This window comes from Nostoc sp. (genome assembly GCF_036917975.1).
Lineage (GTDB): Bacteria > Cyanobacteriota > Cyanobacteriia > Cyanobacteriales > Nostocaceae > Nostoc.
Genome location: NZ_JBALEJ010000097.1, coordinates 20,390 through 41,370 on the forward strand (window position 1 = coordinate 20,390; position 20,981 = coordinate 41,370).

At 41.5% G+C, this 20,981-nt stretch carries 19 protein-coding genes, 1 tRNA gene and 1 pseudogene; 9 read left to right on the forward strand and 12 right to left on the reverse strand.

Annotated features, from left to right (window positions below):
* Positions 1-122: 122 nt before the first annotated feature.
* Entirely contained in the window at positions 123-1,340 is a 1,218-nt protein-coding gene (locus V7K76_RS29635; protein ID WP_334775444.1) for an acetate kinase, read from the reverse strand.
* 675 nt (positions 1,341-2,015) lie between these two features.
* Between V7K76_RS29635 and V7K76_RS29640 the strand changes: the two genes are divergently transcribed.
* The gene (locus V7K76_RS29640; RefSeq protein ID WP_334775443.1) at positions 2,016-2,198 is read left to right on the forward strand and encodes a CsbD family protein; all 183 of its coding nucleotides are present in this window, start codon (positions 2,016-2,018) and stop codon (positions 2,196-2,198) included.
* Positions 2,199-2,641: 443 nt separating this feature from the next.
* Here V7K76_RS29640 and V7K76_RS29645 read toward each other — a convergent pair whose 3' ends face one another.
* From V7K76_RS29645 to V7K76_RS29665, 5 genes are all read right to left on the reverse strand, one after another.
* Complete coding sequence (locus V7K76_RS29645) at positions 2,642-3,439, reverse strand: WecB/TagA/CpsF family glycosyltransferase (protein WP_334775465.1); 798 nt, start codon at positions 3,437-3,439, stop codon at positions 2,642-2,644.
* Positions 3,440-4,219: 780 nt separating this feature from the next.
* Positions 4,220-4,303, reverse strand: a tRNA-Leu gene (locus V7K76_RS29650).
* A 97-nt stretch (positions 4,304-4,400) separates the two neighbouring features.
* Positions 4,401-5,540, reverse strand: coding sequence for an alpha-hydroxy acid oxidase (locus V7K76_RS29655; RefSeq protein ID WP_334775442.1), 1,140 nt, complete (start codon positions 5,538-5,540; stop codon positions 4,401-4,403).
* A 219-nt stretch (positions 5,541-5,759) separates the two neighbouring features.
* Positions 5,760-6,692, reverse strand: a complete 933-nt coding sequence (locus tag V7K76_RS29660) for a hypothetical protein (protein WP_334775464.1) — start codon at positions 6,690-6,692, stop codon at positions 5,760-5,762.
* Between the two features lie 282 nt (positions 6,693-6,974).
* Complete coding sequence (locus V7K76_RS29665) at positions 6,975-7,853, reverse strand: M48 family metallopeptidase (RefSeq protein ID WP_334775441.1); 879 nt, start codon at positions 7,851-7,853, stop codon at positions 6,975-6,977.
* A 186-nt stretch (positions 7,854-8,039) separates the two neighbouring features.
* Here V7K76_RS29665 and V7K76_RS29670 point away from each other — a divergent pair, with 186 nt between their 5' ends.
* Positions 8,040-8,570 carry a hypothetical protein gene (locus tag V7K76_RS29670; protein WP_335030338.1) on the forward strand — a complete coding sequence of 177 codons (531 nt, stop codon included), beginning with the start codon at positions 8,040-8,042 and terminating at the stop codon, positions 8,568-8,570.
* Between the two features lie 410 nt (positions 8,571-8,980).
* On the opposite strand, the gene V7K76_RS29675 is transcribed toward V7K76_RS29670, so the two are convergent.
* Complete coding sequence (locus V7K76_RS29675; protein ID WP_334775439.1) at positions 8,981-9,445, reverse strand: hypothetical protein; 465 nt, start codon at positions 9,443-9,445, stop codon at positions 8,981-8,983.
* A gap of 254 nt (positions 9,446-9,699) precedes the next feature.
* Here V7K76_RS29675 and uvrB point away from each other — a divergent pair, with 254 nt between their 5' ends.
* Together uvrB and V7K76_RS29685 are read left to right on the forward strand one after the other, a co-directional pair.
* Positions 9,700-11,697 carry an excinuclease ABC subunit UvrB gene (uvrB, locus tag V7K76_RS29680; protein ID WP_334775438.1) on the forward strand — a complete coding sequence of 666 codons (1,998 nt, stop codon included), beginning with the start codon at positions 9,700-9,702 and terminating at the stop codon, positions 11,695-11,697.
* A gap of 152 nt (positions 11,698-11,849) precedes the next feature.
* Positions 11,850-11,984 (forward strand): annotated as a pseudogene (locus tag V7K76_RS29685) (alpha/beta fold hydrolase); the annotation flags it as partial.
* Positions 11,985-11,998: 14 nt separating this feature from the next.
* Here V7K76_RS29685 and V7K76_RS29690 read toward each other — a convergent pair.
* Positions 11,999-13,198, reverse strand: coding sequence for an FAD-dependent monooxygenase (locus V7K76_RS29690; protein ID WP_334951647.1), 1,200 nt, complete (start codon positions 13,196-13,198; stop codon positions 11,999-12,001).
* A gap of 54 nt (positions 13,199-13,252) precedes the next feature.
* The gene (locus V7K76_RS29695) at positions 13,253-14,236 is read right to left on the reverse strand and encodes a GntR family transcriptional regulator (protein ID WP_334775437.1); all 984 of its coding nucleotides are present in this window, start codon (positions 14,234-14,236) and stop codon (positions 13,253-13,255) included.
* Positions 14,237-14,520: 284 nt separating this feature from the next.
* Between V7K76_RS29695 and V7K76_RS29700 the strand changes: the two genes are divergently transcribed.
* Both V7K76_RS29700 and V7K76_RS29705 read left to right on the forward strand, forming a co-directional pair.
* Complete coding sequence (locus V7K76_RS29700) at positions 14,521-15,261, forward strand: dienelactone hydrolase family protein (RefSeq protein ID WP_334775436.1); 741 nt, start codon at positions 14,521-14,523, stop codon at positions 15,259-15,261.
* Between the two features lie 135 nt (positions 15,262-15,396).
* Positions 15,397-16,299, forward strand: coding sequence for a S1 RNA-binding domain-containing protein (locus V7K76_RS29705; RefSeq protein ID WP_334775435.1), 903 nt, complete (start codon positions 15,397-15,399; stop codon positions 16,297-16,299).
* Between the two features lie 792 nt (positions 16,300-17,091).
* Here V7K76_RS29705 and V7K76_RS29710 read toward each other — a convergent pair.
* Both V7K76_RS29710 and V7K76_RS29715 read right to left on the reverse strand, forming a co-directional pair.
* A complete protein-coding gene (locus tag V7K76_RS29710; protein WP_334775434.1) occupies positions 17,092-17,280 on the reverse strand; it encodes a hypothetical protein in 189 nt (62 codons plus the stop codon).
* Positions 17,273-17,464, reverse strand: a complete 192-nt coding sequence (locus V7K76_RS29715) for a hypothetical protein (protein WP_334706085.1) — start codon at positions 17,462-17,464, stop codon at positions 17,273-17,275. The genes V7K76_RS29710 and V7K76_RS29715 overlap by 8 nt, the downstream gene beginning before the upstream one ends.
* Positions 17,465-17,592: 128 nt before the next feature.
* On the opposite strand from V7K76_RS29715, the gene V7K76_RS29720 reads away from it, so the two are divergent.
* From V7K76_RS29720 to V7K76_RS29730, 3 genes are all read left to right on the forward strand, one after another.
* Positions 17,593-17,970 (forward strand): hypothetical protein, encoded by a 378-nt coding sequence (locus tag V7K76_RS29720; protein ID WP_334775433.1) that lies wholly within the window; start codon positions 17,593-17,595, stop codon positions 17,968-17,970.
* 229 nt (positions 17,971-18,199) lie between these two features.
* Positions 18,200-19,075, forward strand: a complete 876-nt coding sequence (locus tag V7K76_RS29725) for an SDR family oxidoreductase (RefSeq protein WP_334775432.1) — start codon at positions 18,200-18,202, stop codon at positions 19,073-19,075.
* 84 nt (positions 19,076-19,159) lie between these two features.
* Positions 19,160-20,641 (forward strand): HlyD family efflux transporter periplasmic adaptor subunit, encoded by a 1,482-nt coding sequence (locus tag V7K76_RS29730; RefSeq protein WP_334775431.1) that lies wholly within the window; start codon positions 19,160-19,162, stop codon positions 20,639-20,641.
* A 134-nt stretch (positions 20,642-20,775) separates the two neighbouring features.
* Here the strand turns inward: V7K76_RS29730 and V7K76_RS29735 are convergent, their stop codons facing one another.
* On the reverse strand, positions 20,776-20,970 hold the full coding sequence (locus V7K76_RS29735; RefSeq protein ID WP_334775430.1) for a hypothetical protein: 195 nt from the start codon (positions 20,968-20,970) through the stop codon (positions 20,776-20,778).
* Positions 20,971-20,981 lie beyond the last annotated feature (11 nt).

The following is a 20,981-nucleotide window of genomic DNA, read 5'->3' on the forward strand; positions in this document are numbered from 1 at the left end:
TTTCTGAATCACTCGTAGAGGTAAGGGACTGGGGACTGGGAAGAAGGAATAAAGGTGTACTGAGTTTTGTTCAAAAATCAAATATGAGTCCTATATAAATAATAAATTTAATAATTCTTTTTTTACTGTTTCAAAATTTGCCAACATTGTTGAGCGATCGCCCAATCTTCTTGAGTATGAATAACCAACACCCGCACTGCTGAATCAGGTGTAGCGATATCCTCATCCACAGGCTGCTGTTGATTTTTTTCAAGGTCTATTTTTAGTCCAATAAATCCAAAGGCTTCACAGGCGGCTTGGCGAATTTCTGGAGAGTGTTCACCCACACCTGCTGTAAACACTAAAGCATCTAATCCACCTAAACTAGTAAGCATTGCGCCCATGCTAGAACGCAAGCGATGCACGTAGATATCCCAGGCCAGTTGAGCGCGGGAATTACCTTGAGCAATCGCTTCTCTCACCTCGCGCATATCACTAGATACACCCGAAATTCCCTTTAACCCAGAATCTTTATTTAATACATCATTCAACCCTTCTACAGTGTAATTACAGTACTGCAACAAGTAAATCAGAATCCCCGGATCAATTGAACCAGAACGACTACCCATCATTAATCCTTCTAGGGGCGTGAATCCCATCGTAGTATCAATACTGCGACCGTTTTTAATCGCCGCTAAAGAGCAACCATTACCCAGATGGCAGGTAATTAACCGCTCAGATGCAACATCTCGACCGAGAATTTGGACAGCACGTTGAGAACAGTATTGGTGACTAATACCATGAAACCCATAGCGACGGATACCTTGCTCTACCCACTGATATGGGCCAGGATAGATTACTGCTGCATCGGGTAAAGTGCCATGAAATCCGGTATCAAATGCTGCTACTTGGGTGACATCTCCTAAGATTTTTTCAATTACTTCGATGCCTTCCAAACTCACTGGATTATGTGCTGGAGCAAGCTTAGATAAATTTGCGATCGCCTTTTTGACATCCTCCGTAATTACTACACTATCTCGATAATCTTCTCCACCATGTACGATCCGATGCCCCACCACATCGATTTCTGACAAGCGATCGATTACCTTGGTAGCATCACGATCAAGTGTATTGAGCATATAGGTGAGATGCGCTTGAGGAGAATCACCAGAGATTGATTTTTGCAGCGTTCCACCGGTAGCAGTTTTCACCTCAATTTCTGCCACAGCCCGATCTTGAGTCCAGGTGATTTTCCCTTCCCAAAGGGGTTGGGGTGCTTGGCTGGGGAGAGCTTCATCTGCAATTTCATACAGGCAACTCTTTTGGCTACTCGATCCGGCATTCAGTACCAATATCTTCATAGTGACAACAAAAAAAGACGATCTCCTTTAATCGTGTCACTAATTCTAGCTTTATGCTTAGTATAGTTTTGCGTAAAAGCGTAGCATTTTTAATGCAGGAGAACACATTAACAATGCGTCCAAAGTGGTTCATCATTTCTTTTGCCTTTTTACTTTTTACTACCCCTTCGGGGCGGGAGTAGGGAGTAGGGGAAGAAATTAGCCCTCGATTTAGGTTTAAAGCCTCGCCCCTTGTGAGCGGTCTTTTAACTCTAAGCCGAGGCACGGGCTAAACGCCCCGCTACCGCTAACGGAACTCAGCACTCTTCATCCACCTGCATGGGTTTCAAATTCTTTGAGTCCGCGTAGGCGGACTAACCTCCGGGTTCTCCAAAGGAGTAGGTTTGTGTAGCCGCAATTTCTATATTTGCTTGTTCTATGTCTTTGAGCATAGATAACTAAACTTTTCTAGCTTTAATTTACATTCAACTAACAGCTAGGATGCTTACTAGCATTACTTTTCCTCATTTTAAATTTTGAATTTTGAATTTTGAATTTTGAATTATTTAATATGCCTTGTGGTGGAAGGCTTTAGCAAAAACTTTAAGCTACTGTGTAAAAGTAATCATAAAGGATTTGTTTCAAAGTAATTTATACAGCTTTGAAATGAACTTTCCATTAAATCAGGAGTACAAAATGAGCCTTGAAGATCGCGCAAAAGCTGCCGCTAAAAATGTTGAAGGTAAAGCCCAAGAAGCATTAGGAAATATCACTGGAGATCCAGAAGATAAAGCAAAGGGTAAAGCAAAACAAGCTGAAAGCGAAGTACGTAATGGGATTGAAGACGTAAAAGATAATGTGAAGAAAAATATTGACTAAGAATTCATAATTTTTTTGCAGAAACTCTAGGAATATAAATGGGGTGGATTCCATTTTTGCAGAAAAATATGAGTTGTTTGAGAACCAAGCAAAACTTTTTTGATATTCCCTGAGCAAGGAGTAGAGAATAAAGTAGTAGCTTGATTAGCAGAATTTTTGTAGAGGCGTAATTTATCACGTCTCTACACTTTCCAAAAATTTTAAAATTTAGTTATGCTTGACAAGATACAAGATACCCGACTTCCTGAAGAAGTCGGGTATTTGAGCTTTTTGGTGTTCTGCTCTAAAGTATCATGGTTATTGAACCGGGGGATTTAAACCCACGGTACTCGGTTAAAGCACAAATTCTGCGATCGCAATTTCCTCTGCATCTAAAATATGCTTCACTTGATAATGGCTTAAGGTCTATTCCTCCTGACCAGGGACACACCATTTATTTTTCTTCACTCCCCAGTTTCGTGAAGGAAGACTGCTGCAATCCGACTTGATGATAGTAGTTGCTTAGTAGCCAGCCATATAAAGAGTGGAATAGTCTTAGCATAACGACTGAAAAGGCGGCGTGGTTCTTGAATACATCGATACAGCCATTCAAGCCCTAAGTCTCTAACTATGCGGGGTGCCCGCTTGTAAATTCCTGCATAAACAGGGAAAACTCCACCCAGTCCAATCATTACAGCTTGTATCTTGCCCTTATGTTGAGCTATCCAATTTTCTTGTTTAGGACATCCCAGAGACACTAAGACGGCACTAGCACCACTAGAATTAATCTTTTTCACCAAAGCTTCGTCTTCAGTTTCAGTCAAGGGACGAAAAGGTAGGGGTTCCATCGCCGCAATCTTCACCTGCGGAAATTCCTCCTCTAACCTTTTTCGCATCTTAGAAAGAATTTCTGTTTGGGAACCTAAAAAGAAAATACTAATATTTTGTGTTTGAGTTAGCTGACACAATGCTAAGAAAATATCCATCCCTGCTACTCGGTCTTGGTAAATAGCTCCCATTTTCCGCATCATCCATACCAGAGGCATACCATCAGGAGTAACTATATCTGCATTTCGCAATATGGTAGCAAACTCTGGATTCCAATGAGCTTCAATGAGCATGTGTACATTTGCTACATATACACTTTTACTCTCACGCCTACTCGCCCACTTCAGTATTGTTTCTATCTGGTCGTCAAAGCGTAAAGCAGTAATAGAAAAATCAAGCACTTTTTTAGTAGGTAGAAGCACTCTCGCCACAATCAATAACTCCTGTGTCCAAGAAAAAAATCCATAGATTACATAGACCATTCCGAATATTGAATAATTCGCATCGGATCACTCCTGACTTTTTGTAGGCTTGTGTCATCGTTGGAAATTAACACATGGAGATGCAATTGCCTTCTTAGTATACTTTTGACTCAATCAGTAATATTGTAATTATTTCCTGCTGTGTCCTAGCTTACTGTTTTAAGTTAGGGATTTTAGACGCAGTGTGACAAATTCATACTTCCTTCATAATTAATTTTTGATTAGTTCATACAAACATTATAATTGCGATAAATTTCTATAGATATGTATTTTATTTAGTAATATTTACTACATACAATGCTTGCGTCGCCAAGCAAAATGCCAGACAAATCTACCGATTTTGATACGTAAGTATGCGCTTAAGAGGTTTAATTGAAATTTAGTATATTTTAAGCAATGTAAAATAATTTTTTCTTATAGATTTCCAAATCTATTACAGATTGAATTTATTCTCTATGTTAAAAAATACCTTGCCTAAATTTTATTTTTTTCCTAAATAAAAGCCCAAAAAACAAGGGGAAGATAAACTTATCTCCCCCTGCTCTCTCGTTTTTGTTATTGTCTGGTTTGTTACTTTCCTTAAGTCTTTGCCGTAGCATTTGCCTTTGTTTTTTGAGTTGCCGCTTTCTGGCAGAACCGCCTCTACCTTTATCATTCCTACCTTCTTTCCGGGGAGATTCCCATCTTTTCAGGCGCATAAGTTTTTTAACCTCTTTAGCACTTGCTTGGTAGTGGGCAGGAGGAGAATCGAACTCCTATGACCGTAAGGCCGCCACATTTTGAGTGTGGTGCGTCTACCAATTCCGCCACCCGCCCTTATATCCAACCTTAACTAGTATACACTCATTAAGTGATTTTTTAATAAATCTAAAAAAAATTATTTCTCAAAGTTTTGCTGGAATAACAAACAGTTTTAATAATTTTCCCGCTTAAGACTTGGCAAGCTCAATAAACTAGGGTCGATATCCTGTAGTTTGGCACAGCCGCTAAGTGCCATTCCCACATTTAACTCATCTTGCAGCAATGAGATGATATGAGATACGCCGATTTGTCCTGCTACCGCTAGTCCCCACAAAATAGGTCGTCCGATTAGTACTGCTTTTGCCCCTAATGCCAGAGCTTTAAGAATGTCTGTGCCCCTACGAATGCCTCCATCCAACAGCACTTCTACTTTACCATCTACTGCTGCTACTATTTCAGCTAGGGCTTCTATTGAAGCGATCGCACCATCAAGTTGTCTACCGCCATGATTGGAAACAACAATTGCTTTGGCTCCATATTCTACAGCCCGCACAGCATCATCTCCCCGTAAAACTCCTTTGATGACTAAAGGTAACGGAGACAAGGACTGTAACCATTCCAAATCGTGCCAAGTGACTGCTGGATTTAGCTGTTGGGCAAAATAGGTAAATAACCCAGATTCGCCTTTTTCATGGGAAATATCTAATCCTGAGATGGTGGCAAGATTAGCCAGATGTAAGTCTTGGGGTAAAGCAAACTCATTACGTCTATCTCTCTCACGCTGTCCGAGAACGGGTGCATCTACAGTTAGACAAAGTGCTTTGTAGCCTGCTTTATAGGCTTTTTCTACCAAAGCACGAGTCAATCCTCGGTCTTTATGAATGTAAAGCTGGAACCATCGCAGAGAATCTGGAAACTGATTACATGCAGTCGCCACTTCTTCAATGCTCTTTGTTGCCATTGTACTTAATACCATGCCTACACCAGCTGATGCGGCAGCTAGGGCCGTAGCAACTTCTCCGTCTGGATGGGCTAGACATTGAAAAGCCATCGGCGCAATTAACAAAGGTAGTTGCAGGGGTTGTCCTAAAATGGAGGTAGTTAGATTGCGATCGCTCACATCGACCAATATTCGAGGTCGCAGCTTGACTCGTTCAAAGGCAGCACGATTATCTCGCAATGTGATTTCGTCCCAAGCGCCACTGCTATAGTAATCAAGTGTCGTTTGAGACAGATGCTCTTTTGCTAGCTTTTCGTATTCAAAGAGGTTGATGGGTTGAAAGCGATCGTTGTTGGAAAAGTAGGTAGACATTATTAAATTTAAGCATAACTTTTGTTCGTAGTCGGCGATTTATCGCTCTGCATAAGATTTTAAATGGCTAGAGTCACTTTCTACGAGCTTTAATTTAATTAAGCCCTTCTACTTACTTACAACTTTCAAGGTAGCGGTTGTGAGTTCATAAATGGGATATTTTTTAATCCGAGATTTATTTAGTCAAGTGGAAAACCTAGTATTTCTGCCTGAATTATTCTAAAGGAACCTATTTAGTAATTCGTCTCTGGATAATTGCAGCAATAAAGGAGTAAATTCTTCTGGAGATAATACCAATAAAGGTTCAACGATTACTCTGAGTTCTGCATCCAAAGAACCAAAGCGAACTCGCAATAAATTTTCTATAACATTACGACGTTCTGCTCGGATTCCTTCTTGGATTCCCTCTTGGATTCCTTCTTGGATTCCTTCTTGGATTCCTTCTTGCTTAACTTCTGCTAGTTTTTGCTCGTAAATAGGTGATAAGCGCATAATTAAATCTCTGTCTTCCTCGTCTATATTTTGATTGAATTCTAAGGTAGTCTTTAAATTCAATAATAAATCAATAGCTTTGGAACGTAAGGGATTATTTTGAGGAAGCGCTTCTAGTTCATCTATGGCTTGTTGCTGGACTCTTCCCTTACCTAAAATTCTCAACCATAGTGTTTCTTGTGTACATGGTAATTGGTGAATCGCCACAATTGTTGTTCTCAAATAATCGCCTAAAAAATGTACTCCATCTCCCCAATTTTCTTCATTTAGCTGAGTTCTAAAACCATCCAATATGGATTTAGAAGCTGTAGGTGAAAAAATCCATAGGCGTGGTAAATCTGATTCTGTAATCCGACTTGTATCACCTTTACTCTGACGCTTTACTTCAGCGAAAATATCAAATAGCTTATTCATACAGCTACGAATTTCCGCAATTGTAGCCGCATTTCTAAATGGTTCAATTAATGCAGGTTCAGCCGCAAATTTTCCTAGCAGTCCTAATTCTATTGTATCGCTTGCCGATTCGAGTGAAGGGACAAAATAAACATCAACCTCTCGGATTTCCGCCGGAACTTTCCGACTTGTTTCAACTTCACCCAATGGTTGTAACAATTCTTTAAGATAGTCTTTTGCGAACTGGTCGTAGGGAAACCTGGTCATTAGCTGATTTTTTGGCTGTACCAATATTTTATCTGAGTGCGTAGACACATACTTCCAGAACAGCTTGTTGCCAGACATCAAATTTATAATGCCTTAAGACTACTACTAAAGCTTTACTAAATATTCTGCATTTCTGGTGAAAAAGAATTGTTTTGACGTAGCACTGCTACGTCTCTACAAGGATTCTGGGTAAAGCATATTTAATTTCTGGAAATGTCTAGTAGATGAGAAGGATCTCGCCTTACCCTGCACAAAGCATAAAAGTGGTTGTGATTAGTAACTCTACCAATTGCGCCATCCGCCTTTGGGTGCAACTTCATTATTAGTAGACTTCAGTCCGTGAGTTTGCAAAAGAGTTTGATATTCTGTGGTGCTTGCCCAACGGTCAATTTCTCGCGCCCGTAGCACTGGCACTGGATGGGTTAATTGGGCTGTACGGGCAGCTTTAACCATTTCACCTAGTTCGGTCTTACTAATATCATCGTAAGCGCGGGCTTGAGCAACAAAGGCATCGAGATTCAGTTGTGGCGCTAAGGTGGGGGAACCACCTGCCAACTTCATCAACACTGACATGACAACTTTGGGATCTTGGGTTGCTAGTAATGCGGCGCGATCGCAGGTAAACTCAGCACAACGTACCCATTCTAAAAGCTGTGCCTGTATGGCTTGGGCAACGAAAGTGCCAACATTGGGCACAATTGCCGCAGCTAATATTAATAAATTTACAGGAGTCAAGTAAACGCTATGATCGCACTTGAGATGCCCCAACTCATGAGCAATTACTGCCTGTATTTCCTCTGGTGTGAGCATATCAATCAGGGAAGTATGTAGCACCACAAAGGGCTGTTTACCCCGTACAGCAAAAGTATAGGCGTTGGGAGCCGGATGTTGCCGGACGTACAACTGGGGAGGATCTATATCCAGGATTTTACAGGCATCTAACAACAATTTGTATAAATCAGGCAGTTGCTTTTCACCCACCAGAATACTGGAGGCAATATTTTCCACGTAGAAAACCTGCTCTGCCATTGGCCCAAGCCAATTTCGCACTAACATATCTATGCCTGGTATCTGCTTGAGCGCTCTGGTAGCTTCCAGGTCTAATGGATGACGAAATGAGTCAGCTTTTAAACCAATCAGCGGGGTTTTGAAGAAGGACATAGTGCAACAAGCTATAAAAAACACAACTATGGAATCTGGCTGGATAGATAAACAGCCTCCCACAGTTAGTATAACGATTTCAGTAGGGGGTTTCCTTTCCTGCATACTCGTAACTTTCGGTATCACCCCTTTGCTGCATACGCCTACCGAGCAAACTCTATCCTTTAGTGTTCGTTGCAGTTAATCTTGATTGGACACACTAATTCACGCTCGGAAAATTCAATGCGCTTTGGTTTTTTTACTTTATGTGTTCTCGCACTAGCAACAACAAGTGGGCAAGCCGCTCAGTCTCCCAAGATCCCAGCACTGGTGATGACCAGCCCGGATTCTGCTTCTGCCAACTACGAAGATAAATGCAGCAACGGCAGCAACCAAGACCAGTTTAATCGCGATCGGTTTCTTAAACTTATGCTTGCTGATAAAAAATCAAAGCTATCTCAACTGAAAGTAGCTCTCCTCAATGAAATTAAACAAAGTGGTGATGAGCCACGAGGCGAGGGTGTCCATATTGGTGAATGGAATCAAACCTTCCATGACCGAAGTGGTTGTGGCACAAACACTAACAGTTACTCAGCATTTGTTGTCACCGTAACTGGTGGAAATGCAAACCATACGGTCGTGAAATACCTGGTCACGATTGATGACGACGATAACGCAGGCAAAAGAACCCTCAAAATCCGCGACATCCGCCCAATCAACCTACGAAATGATAACTGACCGAACAAGGCAAAAGTAAAAAATGAAAGGGAGTGGAGAGTAGGGAGTGGGGAGTAGGGCATTAGTGTCAACTTAACGCGAAACCGCTTGTCCGCCGGGAATTGAAATTCCCGCATAATAGCGAAAGTCATCTGAAGATGACTAAATATCGCCAAAAATCTCCAGTCTACTTCAGTAGACTTAAGCTAAAAGCCCGAGAATTTATTTTTGAAGTAATAAGTAATAAATAATGAGTAATGAGTATTACTTATTACTTATTACTCATTTATTTATTCCCTGGCGGGCATGGAAGCCAACAGATATTTCCAGCTTAAGTTGACACCAATGAATCTCTACTCTCGACTCTATTAACTAAAAAACCCAGTTGCTATATGAAACTGGGTTAATCAAGTTATGGGGATATTTTTTGTCTAATCTAGAAAACCCATTAGGCTTTCAGAATTGTCAATCTCATTTGGTGCTATGGGACGATTCCCAAAGGTGGAATAACTGTCAGAAATTGCCAATGAACTTGAGGCAATTGGACGAATCCCAGAGAGATTTATACTTTCAACAACTTGGAATGTATTAGCACCAATTGGACGAATACCCATTGCGTTATAGGTTTCAACTACTTCCAAGGTACTGGTGCTAACGGGACGCACCCCAGCAATTGAGAGGTGTTCAGCAACTTCTAAGTCGCTAGCGCCTATAGGACGAATTCCAGAAATGGCGAGTGTTCCAGAAGCTCCTACTGGCAGTTCAGTAACTTCCTCGACTTGATCTGCATTCAAGCTCTGGTCTTGTTGATTTTCAACTCCCTCTGTAGTTTCCCCTGGGGACTTGGCAGGCTTTTGCCGAGAACTGATTGCTTTGCCAGCGCTGCTAATAGTCATAAACGAAGACCTCTGGTTTGTTAATTGAATTTTACAATAATTAAGGAAAGATGAAATTTTTTTCCCATATATCCTAGAGTTTAACCTTAAAAAACCTCATATAGATATAAGAATCTTTAAAACAGATACATAAGTAAATTTAAATTAATAAGTTTTATAAAAATTTATTACTAATTTTTTAGTCTAACAAGCCAGCTACAATGGATACAGGGCGGAATCATCACCATGAGATAGGGTATTTACAGCAAAACTGTATGACAGAATTTTGTCTTCAAGCTCCCTTTAGTCCCACAGGCGATCAACCACAAGCGATCGCTAAACTTTCTGCTAGTATCCAATCAGGCAATCGTTACCAAACTTTATTAGGAGCCACTGGAACTGGTAAGACATTTTCAGTAGCAGCAGTTATTGAGAAAATTGGCAAGCCTACTTTAGTTCTGGCCCATAATAAAACCCTGGCTGCACAGCTTTGTAACGAGTTGCGGGATTTCTTTCCCAACAACGCAGTCGAGTATTTTGTCAGCTACTACGATTATTATCAGCCAGAAGCGTATATTCCCGTTACCGATACTTATATTGAGAAAACGGCAGCGATTAATGATGAAATAGATATGTTGCGGCATTCAGCGACGCGATCGCTGTTTGAACGCCGTGATGTCATTGTGGTTGCTTCCATCAGTTGCATCTACGGTTTGGGAATGCCAGCAGAATATCTGAAAGCTGCCATCCCCCTTCAGATAGGTATGGAAGTAAATCAGCGTCAAATTTTACGAGATTTGGCAAATGTTCAATATAGCCGCAACGACATAGAAATGGGTCGGGGAAAATTTCGCGTCCGAGGCGATGTTTTAGAAATTGGCCCAGCTTATGAAGACCGAATTATTCGCGTCGAATTCTTTGGTGATGAAATTGACGCAATTCGCTATATTGATCCGGTGACAGGGGAAATTCTCAAAAGTTTGGAAGCGGTAAATATCTACCCTGCGCGTCACTTTGTCACCCCAGAAGAACGACTAGAAGTAGCTTGTCATGACATTGCAGCCGAGTTAAAACAGCAAAAACTAGACTTAGAACAAGCTGGGAAATTATTAGAAGCGCAACGCATAGATCAACGTACACGCTATGACCTAGAAATGCTGCGCGAAGTCGGTTATTGCAACGGCGTTGAGAACTATTCCCGTCACTTAGCAGGAAGACAAGCTGGAGATCCACCAGAATGTTTAATTGATTATTTTCCGAAAGATTGGCTATTAGTTATCGATGAATCTCACGTTACCGTACCACAAATTCGTGGTATGTATAACGGCGATCAAGCGAGAAAAAAAGTTTTAATCGATCATGGATTTCGGCTTCCTAGTGCTGCTGATAACCGTCCTTTGAAAGCTGAAGAATTTTGGCAAAAGGTTAATCAGTGTATTTTTGTTTCTGCAACTCCCGGAAATTGGGAATTAGAAATTTCTGAAGATCATGTAGTTGAGCAAGTGATTCGACCAACTGGAGTGGTCGATCCAGAAATTTCTGTGCGTCCCACAGAAGGACAAATTGATGATTTATTGGGAGAAATTAAAGATAGAGCCGATCGCCATGAACGAGTGTTAATCACCACATTAACTAAGCGCATGGCGGAAGATTTAACCGAATATTTACAAGACCACGGTATCAGGGTACGGTATTTACATTCCGAGATTACTTCTATTGAGCGCATTGAGATTTTGCAGAATTTGCGCGAGGGAAAATTTGATGTTTTGGTTGGTGTGAACTTGCTGCGGGAAGGCTTAGATTTACCGGAAGTTTCCTTAGTAGCAATTATGGATGCAGATAAAGAAGGTTTCCTGCGAACCGAGCGTTCCTTAATTCAAACTATTGGTAGAGCTGCGCGTCACGTCCAGGGACAAGCGATTTTGTATGCCGATAATATGACAGGTAGCATGATTAAAGCTATTGATGAAACAGATAGGCGGCGGGGGATTCAAACGGCACATAATCGACTGCATGGAATTACACCACAACCGATTGTGAAAAAATCAAGTAATGCGATTTTGGCTTTTTTAGATGTATCTCGGCGATTAAATGCAACCGACTTGAAAGTTGTCGATGAACATATAGATGAACTGCCATTAGAACAGATTCCAGGGTTGATTACTCTGTTGGAAGCGCAGATGAAAGAAGCGGCGAAGAAACTGGAATTTGAAGAGGCTGGGAAATTGCGCGATCGCATTAAGCATCTGCGGGATAAAATGTTGGGACGTTAACAAAAAAGAGTAATTATGCTTGATAAGGCTTAGTGAAGGAATCGCCCTTCTTTTTTGATTTTTTATTTATGTAGGTTGGGTGGAGTGAAACGCAACCCAACATTACCACCAAATTTTATGTTAGGTTACGCTATCGCTGCACCCAACCTACAAAACTGAGCGACAAAGTGGAATTTGTGATGATTCCCAACACAGCGCATTTCCCCATGTTGGAAGATGTACCAACTTATCTGCAACGGGTACAAGAGTTTTTGCAAATTCATACCCCACAAGCACAAGTGGGATAACTGATAGCAGTTTTTTAAACAGTTAAGTGAACCTGTGTGATACCTTGACGCATTTTATATTGTCGCCTTAACCAAGACTTTTTAATTATTTTACGGAGTAAGGGAGCAAGTTGAATCAACAGCGAACGCAGCAGTGCATTTTTTCGCAGTTGTTCGCCTTGTTTAGCTTCCGCTAACTGGAGTTGCTGGGCACGGATAATTTCTGGCTCACGTTCCGCTTGGATTTGCGATAGTGCAATGTCAATATCCTGGTGTCCACTTTCTTTGTAGAACAGTGGCACAAGATGATTAGCAGCGACAATTACATCACGCAATGCGAGATTAATTCCTTGAGCGCGGACAGGAGACATTGGGTGTGCAGCGTCACCTAGAAGCAGTACCCCTGGTGCGTGCCATTTGGGACAATAACCAACGACAACAGAAAGCCGAATGGGCGATTCGATGGTGTCTGCATGATTACGGAAATGCTCTGCTAGCCATGAGGGTGATAGGGAGGCAAAAATCTCTGCCCAGTTGGTTTGTTTCCAGTCAGTGTTTTCAGTTGCGGACATCACCCAAGCCAGATGCAGTTTTCCTGACTCTGCTCCGTGAAAGATGCTAAATACGCGATCGCCATTTACAATTGTACGAAACACATTATCGGCTGCAAACTCAGGGCTGGCGGCAAGTTTAAACCAAAGAATATCAATATTTTTAGGCTGGCGTACCAATTCCAATCTTACACGTTGTCGCACAAGGGAATTTCGACCATCTGCCCCAATCACTAAGTCAGCAGCAAATTCTCTCCCATCGGTAAGTAATACACCTGCTACACGTTGGTTACTCCACAGCAAATCCTTTATAGGAACACCCTGAATGAATTCAAACTCATCATTGGTTTGAGCTTCCGAAATCAGTGCTTTGAGCAGTGGTGGTTGTGAAACCAGTGTACAGGGTCGGGTTGCCCCCATTGGTTCATCAACTCGAAACAACTGCTTATCCTGTATAAAGAATTCCCACGCGTCAAGTTTTCGATGGGGAATATGCTCTAACAATGCCGATAGACCCATTTGCTCTAGTGCATCTAAGCCACTGGGCATTAATCCTTCACCGCGAAATACACGATGAAAATCTTTTGCTGCTTCAATTAACGTTACAGCAGTACCACGTTTTGCAAAGAGCAGTGCAAGGGTTGCACCTGTTGGCCCTGCGCCCACAATTACAATCTGCACTATCCCATCCCTCCTATATCAATTGCTCTTAAAGATGTTGGTCGAATTATCTTGAGATTAACTCAAACCCAGTTCTCGTTTTAGCAAGTTAATTGAGTTAGCACCGATATAATTTTCAACCTTAATCAGCTTTGGTGGACGAATAATATCTTCATCAGATGCTTGCACAGCTGCTTGCACAGCCGCAAAACTGGCTTGGTCACTGATGATTACCTCAGCCCGTTTAACCATTGCCTGAAGTTTATAAGCATCTTTTGGTTGCGAAGTCATCACTAATAGCTCATCCCCCCGCAAACCGTGGAGAATGACTTCTGCTGCTCGTGCAATCCCGGAACTGAGGCTGACTATGCCTACACAGTTTTCTTTTGGTAGGGTTTTCAAGATGCTGAGTTCCTTGCTGTAGTCGTAGATATCGAGAGGAATTACCCGTGCAGCTTTTGGAGCTGCGATCGCTTCCACATTACTGATAAAATACCGACTGGTGACGACTGTCGCAGAGGTAGTTTTATCTAGCACAGCTGTTAATTCTTCCATTGCTACCAACTGCACTGGTATTTTTAGCGATCGCTCTAATTCATACACCATCAATTCACCAGCACCCATATCATAAGATGGCACTGCAACCAGTACCCGCGCACTACAACGCAAGCGCCAGTCAATTTCTGCTAAAAATAGCTCTCTAGCTTGATTCAGTGAACATCCTTGTGAGAGTAATTCGTCAAGTGCTTGCTGGACAACTTGATATGTATTAGGATTTTGTTTGAGAATTGGTGATTGCAGCCTACTACCGCCCTCATGACCTTGGGCACGAACATAAATACCCGAACCAGCCATACTTTCAACAAATCCATCTTCTTCTAGTTGACGGTAAACCTTACTTATGGTATTACGGTGTAACCCCGTTTGCATTGCTAACGCCCGTGTGCTTGGCAATTTGTAAGCAGGGGGATATTGTCGAGAAGCGATCGCAAATCGGATTTGATTAAACAGCTGGGTTGATGCGGGAATTTCGCTGTCTGGCTGAATACGGAATTGAATCATCACCAAACCTCCTGAATACTAAGTGGGGAGTGGGGAGTGGGGAGTGGGGAGTGGGGAGTATTTGTTATTTTTATACTTAACACTTTTAACTCAGCCTCCTTTTGTGACCAGCTACATTTGCTACATCTCAAATATATTTATTTACATATAAAGTTTTTCTGATACAAATTTTTAATGCGCTCACTATTGGTAATTGATAATTTAATTAGAAAAAAGCTAGGCATACTGGCATAGTTATATCAAATAAACACACGGCTAATCACACGGCACTGGTAAAAATTATTATGACAGAGCAAGCAATAATTACCACAACAGTTAATCTTTTGCAAGATAGTATTCAAGTGTCTGCTTATTTGGCGGAACCAAAAGAATCTGGTTCTTACCCAGGAGTGGTGGTATTACAAGAGATTTTTGGTGTCAATGTTCACATTCGGGAAGTTACAGAACGGATTGCCCAACTTGGGTATGTAGCGATCGCGCCTGCACTTTTTCAACGTATTGCTCCTGGTTTTGAAACCGGATACACACCCGGAGATATTGAAACGGGTAGAAACTACGCTATGCAAACTCAAGCCTCAGAGTTATTGAGCGATATTCAACTAGCAATTGACTACCTCAAAAATCTGCCCCAAGTGAAAAAAGATGGTTTTGGCTGTATTGGCTTCTGCTTTGGCGGTCATGTCGCATATCTTGCAGCCACCTTGCCAGATATTAAAGCTACAGCTTCTTTCTATGGTGCTGGAGTTACCACCCGCACGCCGGGAGGTGTAGCTCCTACTGTCACCCGTACCAGAGAAATCACAGGTACTCTCTATGCCTTTTTTGGTACAGAAGATGCCAGTATCCCAGCCGAACAAGTAGACGAGATTGCAGCAGAGTTAGAAAAATATAAAATTCCTCATCGTGTGTTTCGCTACGATGGAGCTGATCACGGATTTTTCTGTAACCACCGTGCCAGTTATAATCCTAAAGCTGCGGACGATGCTTGGGAGCAAGTAAAACAACTCTTTGGTCAACTAAACTGAAGCATACGCAGCCAAGTTCGTCATTGGTCATTGGTCATTGGTCATTGGTGAATAACAAAGGACAAATGACAAATGACAAATGACAATCTAAACTTCAGTTGCACCATATCAAATAACAACTAATCTTCAAAAGTCATGAATTCCGAATCGAAACTTTCTCAAACAGCCAATTCGCCCTTTACAATGGACGATTTTGCCAAAGCACTAGAAAAACACGACTACCAATTTCAAAAGGGACAGGTTGTACATGGCAAAGTGTTCCAACTTGACCATGATGGCGCTTATGTTGATATTGGTGGCAAGTCGTCAGCTTTTCTGCCACGCGATGAGGCTTCTTTGAGAGCAGTTACCGATTTATCGGAGGTGCTGCCATTGCAAGAGGAAATGCAGTTTTTGATTATCCGAGATCAGGATGCAGAAGGTCAAGTCACCCTTTCTCGAAAGCAGTTGGAAATTCAGCACATCTGGGAACGACTGGCCGAAATGCAGGAGAATGCTCAAACTGTACAAGTACGGGTTACGGGTGTGAATAAAGGTGGTGTCACCGTCGATATTCTTTCTTTGCGGGGATTTATCCCGCGATCGCACCTAGCAGAGCGTGATAATTTAGAAGCACTCAAAGGTCAAAATCTGACTGTGGGTTTTTTGGAAATTAATCGTAACACCAACAAACTCATCCTTTCCCAGCGTTTAGCAACCCGTTCTAGCAACTTCAGCTTATTAGAACTAGGTCAATTGGTGGAAGGTAAAGTTACTGGCATCAAACCTTTTGGTGTATTTGTCGATTTAAGTGGAATGAGTGCCTTGCTTCATATCAAGCAGGTAAGCCAGAAATTCATTGATTCTTTAGAAAAAGTATTTCAAGTTGGCCAGCCAATTAAAGCTGTAATTATCGACTTGGATGAGGGTAAAGGGCGAGTTGCTCTTTCTACCAGAGTTTTGGAAAACTTCCCTGGCGAAGTGCTAGAGAATTTCGATGAGGTCATGGCTTCGGCTGAAGCGCGTGCTAATAGAGCTAATAATAAAGCCTCTGAATAGTTTTGAGGTGGGCTGCTTGCACAAAGCGTTTAAATCCCTCTGCATTTACAAAGATGTGGGGGGATTTTAAATTGTGAAAAGTTTTCCCAGACTTATTTCTACCTCTGGCTGGAAATGCGGGTAAAACAAGAATTTTAGTCAGCTTTAGATGACTTTCGCTATTAGCCGCAGAATTTATTCTGAGGCGGATGTGTGTGCAATACCAACATTCTGCAATGATGCAAATACCTGAGTTCAGAATCTTACATTTGAACCCATCACCCGCCATAGGTTGGAAACCTACGGCTAATAGCGAAAGTCCTCTGAAGAGGACTAAACAAGAATTTACCTAACTGTTATGACTCGTTCACCCCGAAATCTTCAACCTGGATTTTGCTATCACATCACCACTCGCAATACGGTTCGGTTAAAGCAAGAGACGCGATAAATCGCCGTCTTTACAATAATCAGTCCTTTGTAGAGACGGCGATTTATCGCGTCTTTGCGATTTAGGGCGTGTCATCAAAAAACCTTATCCGAACCGTATTGCATCTAAAAAATGGATCAAGTCGAATTTAATAAGCAAAATAGCATTTGACTTACTCAAAAGGAGCTTTTACTTTCTCAAACCCCAGTTTACTTTCTCATTTTGGTGTTTTCCGCAAGCAAAATAAGCTTTTACTTTCTCAAACTCCAGTTTGCTTTCTCATTTTGGTGTTTTCCGCAAGTAATCAAGCGCATTGAGAAAGCAATATGCTTGATTGCTGACTCATCTCAGTAATTCACACACTTGTGACAACTATCCCTTTGAGATTACTTCTCTTTATCTTTATCTAATGCTTCTTGGATTGCACGACGGCAAAATTCTGGAGAATCATCCTTTGTTGATAGTTCTTCCTTCATTGTTTTTGTGACACGTAAGTTAAGACGCTCACTTAAAGGTTCTTCCCTCTCTGATTTAAATGGTTTTAAATTTTCTGAATGACCTTTAGGGTTAGGCATTTTCTTTATCTTTATCTAATGCTTCCTGGATTGCACGACGGCAAAATTCTGGAGGATCATCCTTGGTGGATAGTTCTTCCTTCATAGTCTTGGTAATGCGTAGATTAATCCTCTCTGTTAATGATTCTTCTCTATTTGATTTAATTGGTTGTAAATTTTGTGGGTTCCCTTTAGGATTAGGCATTATTGAGAAATATAAATAAGACTTGATTTACTTGGTGCCAAAACAATAGATTGTTTTTTGGTGGTTGCTACAACTTGCCGGAAGTACAACCACCAATATCCAATATCAAAAATGGACACTACTATTTTATGTTCACGCGTTCCGAACTTGAAATCAAGACTATTAAAGAATTACGCGATTTGTGTCGTAGATACGGCATCAAACCAACTGGGAATGCAGGATACAAAACCTCATACATCGTAACTCTGATGGCATTTCCACTTTTAGCGCTGCAACAAATGAAGCAAGGTAGAGGGTTAAAATTTCCTAACTTTAACGCTATCCAGATAATCAGTTCTGCTATAGATGAGATGAATTCACCTACAGATGAGCAAGCAGCACTAATTCGGATAACGCTGGAGGGCAGGAAAATGAGCTATCCTGACCGATACGACCAAGAGAACCTGCTCAATTTGCACAAGGCTAAGATGTCGCTTGAACAAGCTATAAACTTGTTGAGCCAGTAAAACTAATCTCATTAACCTATCCCCTGCATCTACATAAGATATGGGGGATAATTTTTAGAGTATTAAAATAAATAAGGTGTGACTTATTGGTGTGAAAATATCTTGAGCATGGTAACAAAGTATAAAAATATGCTCATATCTCTATTTAAGTATTGCTCAATAAATTTTGAGCATATATCGAGCATTTTGACAACTATAAACGCTGTAATTATTCAATTTAGGTATTTATATGTTTTTGGTAACTGGAGCAACCGGAGGAATTGGTCGCAGAGTTGTGCGACTCTTACGACAACGAGAACATTCTGTACGGGCATTTGCCCGCCTTAACTCACGCTACAGCGAGTTAGAACACCGTGGTGCAGAAATTTTCATTGGTGACTTGCTAGAGGAAAAAGATATTCAGAAAGCTAGTCGGGGTGTCCAGTACATTATCAGCGCCCACGGTTCTGATAGTGATGCCCTATCTTTAGATTACCGCGCCAATATTGAACTTATTGACCAAGCAAAAGCCAATGGTGTAGAGCATTTTGTCTTTATTTCCGTATTGGGAGCCGATCGCGGATATGAAGATGCTCCGGTTTTCAAAGCCAAACGAGCAGTAGAGCGATATTTGGTAGCTAGTGGCTTAAATTACACTATTTTACGCCCAGCTGGATTAGCATCTAACTTGCTGCCACTGGTAGAACGGTTTCGGGAAACGGGATTGTATCTGCTGATTGGCGATCGCAAAAACCGTACCTCGATTGTCAGTACCGATGATTTGGCAAGGATAGTGGTAGATTCTGTGACAGTTGAAGGCGCTCGTAACCAGATTTTACCCGTCGGAGGGCCGGAGATTTTATTACGAGAAGATATTCCCCGGGTTTTTGGTCGGATCTTCACCAAAGAACCAGTAATAATTAACTCACCACTATTTGTTGTTGATGGGTTACAGGGTGCATTGGGTTTATTTAATCCCCAAATTCAAAAAGCTTTGGGAACTTACCGCACATTGCTAGCAAATGAATTTTTCTGTACAAAAGATGAAATTGCCAACTTAGAGGCGATTTATAACTTCCAGTTGGAGACATTAGAAAATTTTTTGCGGCGCTATTTAGCAGTTTGAAGAGTCATTGGTCATTGGTCATTAGTGAATAACAAATGACAAATGACAAAGAACAAAGAACAAATAACAAAGGACAAATGACAAATGACAAATGCTGCTCAAGCACGTCAGACAAAAGAGCGATTCGCCCAACCAGAGGAACAACTCACTTATGAATTGGGCAAAGCAGTACAGGAATTGCCACCCCTGTACACTAGATTATTAGCAGGAACGATGAGCGTCGTCGTATTTGGAGCGATCGCTTGGGCGCACTTCTCGCAAATAGATGAAGTAGCAACAGCACCAGGGGAATTAATTGCTTCCACACAGGTAAGACCGGTGACATCCTTAGGTGGAGGGTCAATTGTCGCTGTGAAAGTACAAGAAGGCGATCGCGTTACTAAAGGTCAAGTTCTGATTCAAAAAGATCCAGACTTGAAAATAACCGATGTTTCCCGCCTAGCGAAATCTACCAGATTAATTCAAGATGATTTGCAACGTTTGGATGCAGAACGCACCGGAGGTAAAACTGCTGGAACGAAACTGCAAGATGAACTTTTAAACTCTCGCCTGCAAGATTACCAAGCACGTCAAGCAGCGGCGGAAGCAGAAGCAAATCGCCAAATGGCACTTGTCGATCAAGCCAAAGTTCGCTTGACGCGATTGCAAGACAACTTAGTTAATGCCAAAAGCAGCTTTGCAAATGCTCAAACCAACCTTGCCAACGCAGATAGCATCCGAATTAAAATTGAAAGCAATTTGACTCTTGCTCAAGAAAGGGAAAAAAGCCTACGCACTCTAATTACTCCTGGCGCTGTCCCTCGTGTCGATTACATAGATGCTCAAGAAAAATTAACTCGTGCAAAAACAGAAATCACTAGAGCGCAAGATGAAGTGACCAATGCCCAGAATAAAATAACAGAGGCTCAAGATAAAGTCACATCATTAGAAAAAGATACTGCTGCCCAAGTCCAAGAAATTCACCAAGCAGAACAAGCTTACAAAGCTGCACAAAATCAGGTTCAACGTGTAGTATCAGAACGCCAAAGTGAAATTTTGACGCAATTTAATAAGCGTAAAGAAGAACTCACAACTGTTCAAGGTCAATTAGAACAGGCGAGAAAGCAGCAAGCTTTAGAAACGATTGAAGCTCCCGTTGCTGGTACTATTTACAGAGTCAAAGCCACCAAGGGGCCAGTACAATCAGGTGAAGAATTGGTGTCAATTTTGCCGGAAGGAGAAGAAATGCTCCTAGAGGTGAAAGTTCTTAACCGCGATATTGGGTTTATTCGTCAAGGAATGAAGGCAAAAGTTAAAATGGCCACTTTCCCCTTCCAAGAATTTGGCATTGTGGAGGGCGAAGTCGTGCAAATTAGTCCAAATGCAATTATTGATAAAGAATTAGGCTTAGTTTTTCCAACAAGAATTAAGCTAAGTAAACACTCAGTAAACGTTCGGGGTCAAGAAGTAGAATTTACACCAGGGATGGCTGCTACAGGTGAAATTGTCACTCGGAAGAAGTCAATTTTGACATTTATTACCGAGCCAGTAACACGACGATTCAACGAAGCATTTTCAGTTAGGTAGGTTTGTAGTATCTGCTGTTTTTATCGCTATTACAGCTATTTTCAGGTAAATAGACCACGTGGTAGGGGCACAGCAATGCTCATTGGTGTCAACTTAAGTTGAAACTCCTTTAAAACCTCGTTTCCAGCCTCAGGCTAGGAAATGCTGCTTCTGGCGGCTCTGCCGCCAGCAAGGGAGGCGGAGCCTTTAGGATGGCATTCCCAGTCTGAGACTGGGAACGAGACAACTGTTCGGTTAAGGCAAGAGACGCGATGAATCAGCGTCAAGACAAAAGACTGATTATTGTAGAGACGCCGATTTATCGCGTCTTGGAGATTTATAATTTTCATCAAAAAACCTT

Bases quoted from the DNA above. Each gene is read 5' to 3' on its own strand.
- V7K76_RS29635 (WP_334775444.1), bottom strand. From the start codon at position 1,340: ATGAAGATATTGGTACTGAATGCCGGATCGAGTAGCCAAAAGAGTTGC.
- V7K76_RS29640 (WP_334775443.1), top strand. From the start codon at position 2,016: ATGAGCCTTGAAGATCGCGCAAAAGCTGCCGCTAAAAATGTTGAAGGT.
- V7K76_RS29655 (WP_334775442.1), bottom strand. From the start codon at position 5,540: ATGTCTACCTACTTTTCCAACAACGATCGCTTTCAACCCATCAACCTC.
- V7K76_RS29660 (WP_334775464.1), bottom strand. From the start codon at position 6,692: ATGACCAGGTTTCCCTACGACCAGTTCGCAAAAGACTATCTTAAAGAA.
- V7K76_RS29665 (WP_334775441.1), bottom strand. From the start codon at position 7,853: ATGTCCTTCTTCAAAACCCCGCTGATTGGTTTAAAAGCTGACTCATTT.
- V7K76_RS29675 (WP_334775439.1), bottom strand. From the start codon at position 9,445: ATGACTATTAGCAGCGCTGGCAAAGCAATCAGTTCTCGGCAAAAGCCT.
- uvrB (WP_334775438.1), top strand. From the start codon at position 9,700: ATGACAGAATTTTGTCTTCAAGCTCCCTTTAGTCCCACAGGCGATCAA.
- V7K76_RS29695 (WP_334775437.1), bottom strand. From the start codon at position 14,236: ATGATTCAATTCCGTATTCAGCCAGACAGCGAAATTCCCGCATCAACC.
- V7K76_RS29700 (WP_334775436.1), top strand. From the start codon at position 14,521: ATGACAGAGCAAGCAATAATTACCACAACAGTTAATCTTTTGCAAGAT.
- V7K76_RS29705 (WP_334775435.1), top strand. From the start codon at position 15,397: ATGAATTCCGAATCGAAACTTTCTCAAACAGCCAATTCGCCCTTTACA.
- V7K76_RS29710 (WP_334775434.1), bottom strand. From the start codon at position 17,280: ATGCCTAACCCTAAAGGTCATTCAGAAAATTTAAAACCATTTAAATCA.
- V7K76_RS29715 (WP_334706085.1), bottom strand. From the start codon at position 17,464: ATGCCTAATCCTAAAGGGAACCCACAAAATTTACAACCAATTAAATCA.
- V7K76_RS29720 (WP_334775433.1), top strand. From the start codon at position 17,593: ATGTTCACGCGTTCCGAACTTGAAATCAAGACTATTAAAGAATTACGC.
- V7K76_RS29725 (WP_334775432.1), top strand. From the start codon at position 18,200: ATGTTTTTGGTAACTGGAGCAACCGGAGGAATTGGTCGCAGAGTTGTG.
- V7K76_RS29730 (WP_334775431.1), top strand. From the start codon at position 19,160: ATGACAAATGCTGCTCAAGCACGTCAGACAAAAGAGCGATTCGCCCAA.
- V7K76_RS29735 (WP_334775430.1), bottom strand. From the start codon at position 20,970: ATGAAAATTATAAATCTCCAAGACGCGATAAATCGGCGTCTCTACAAT.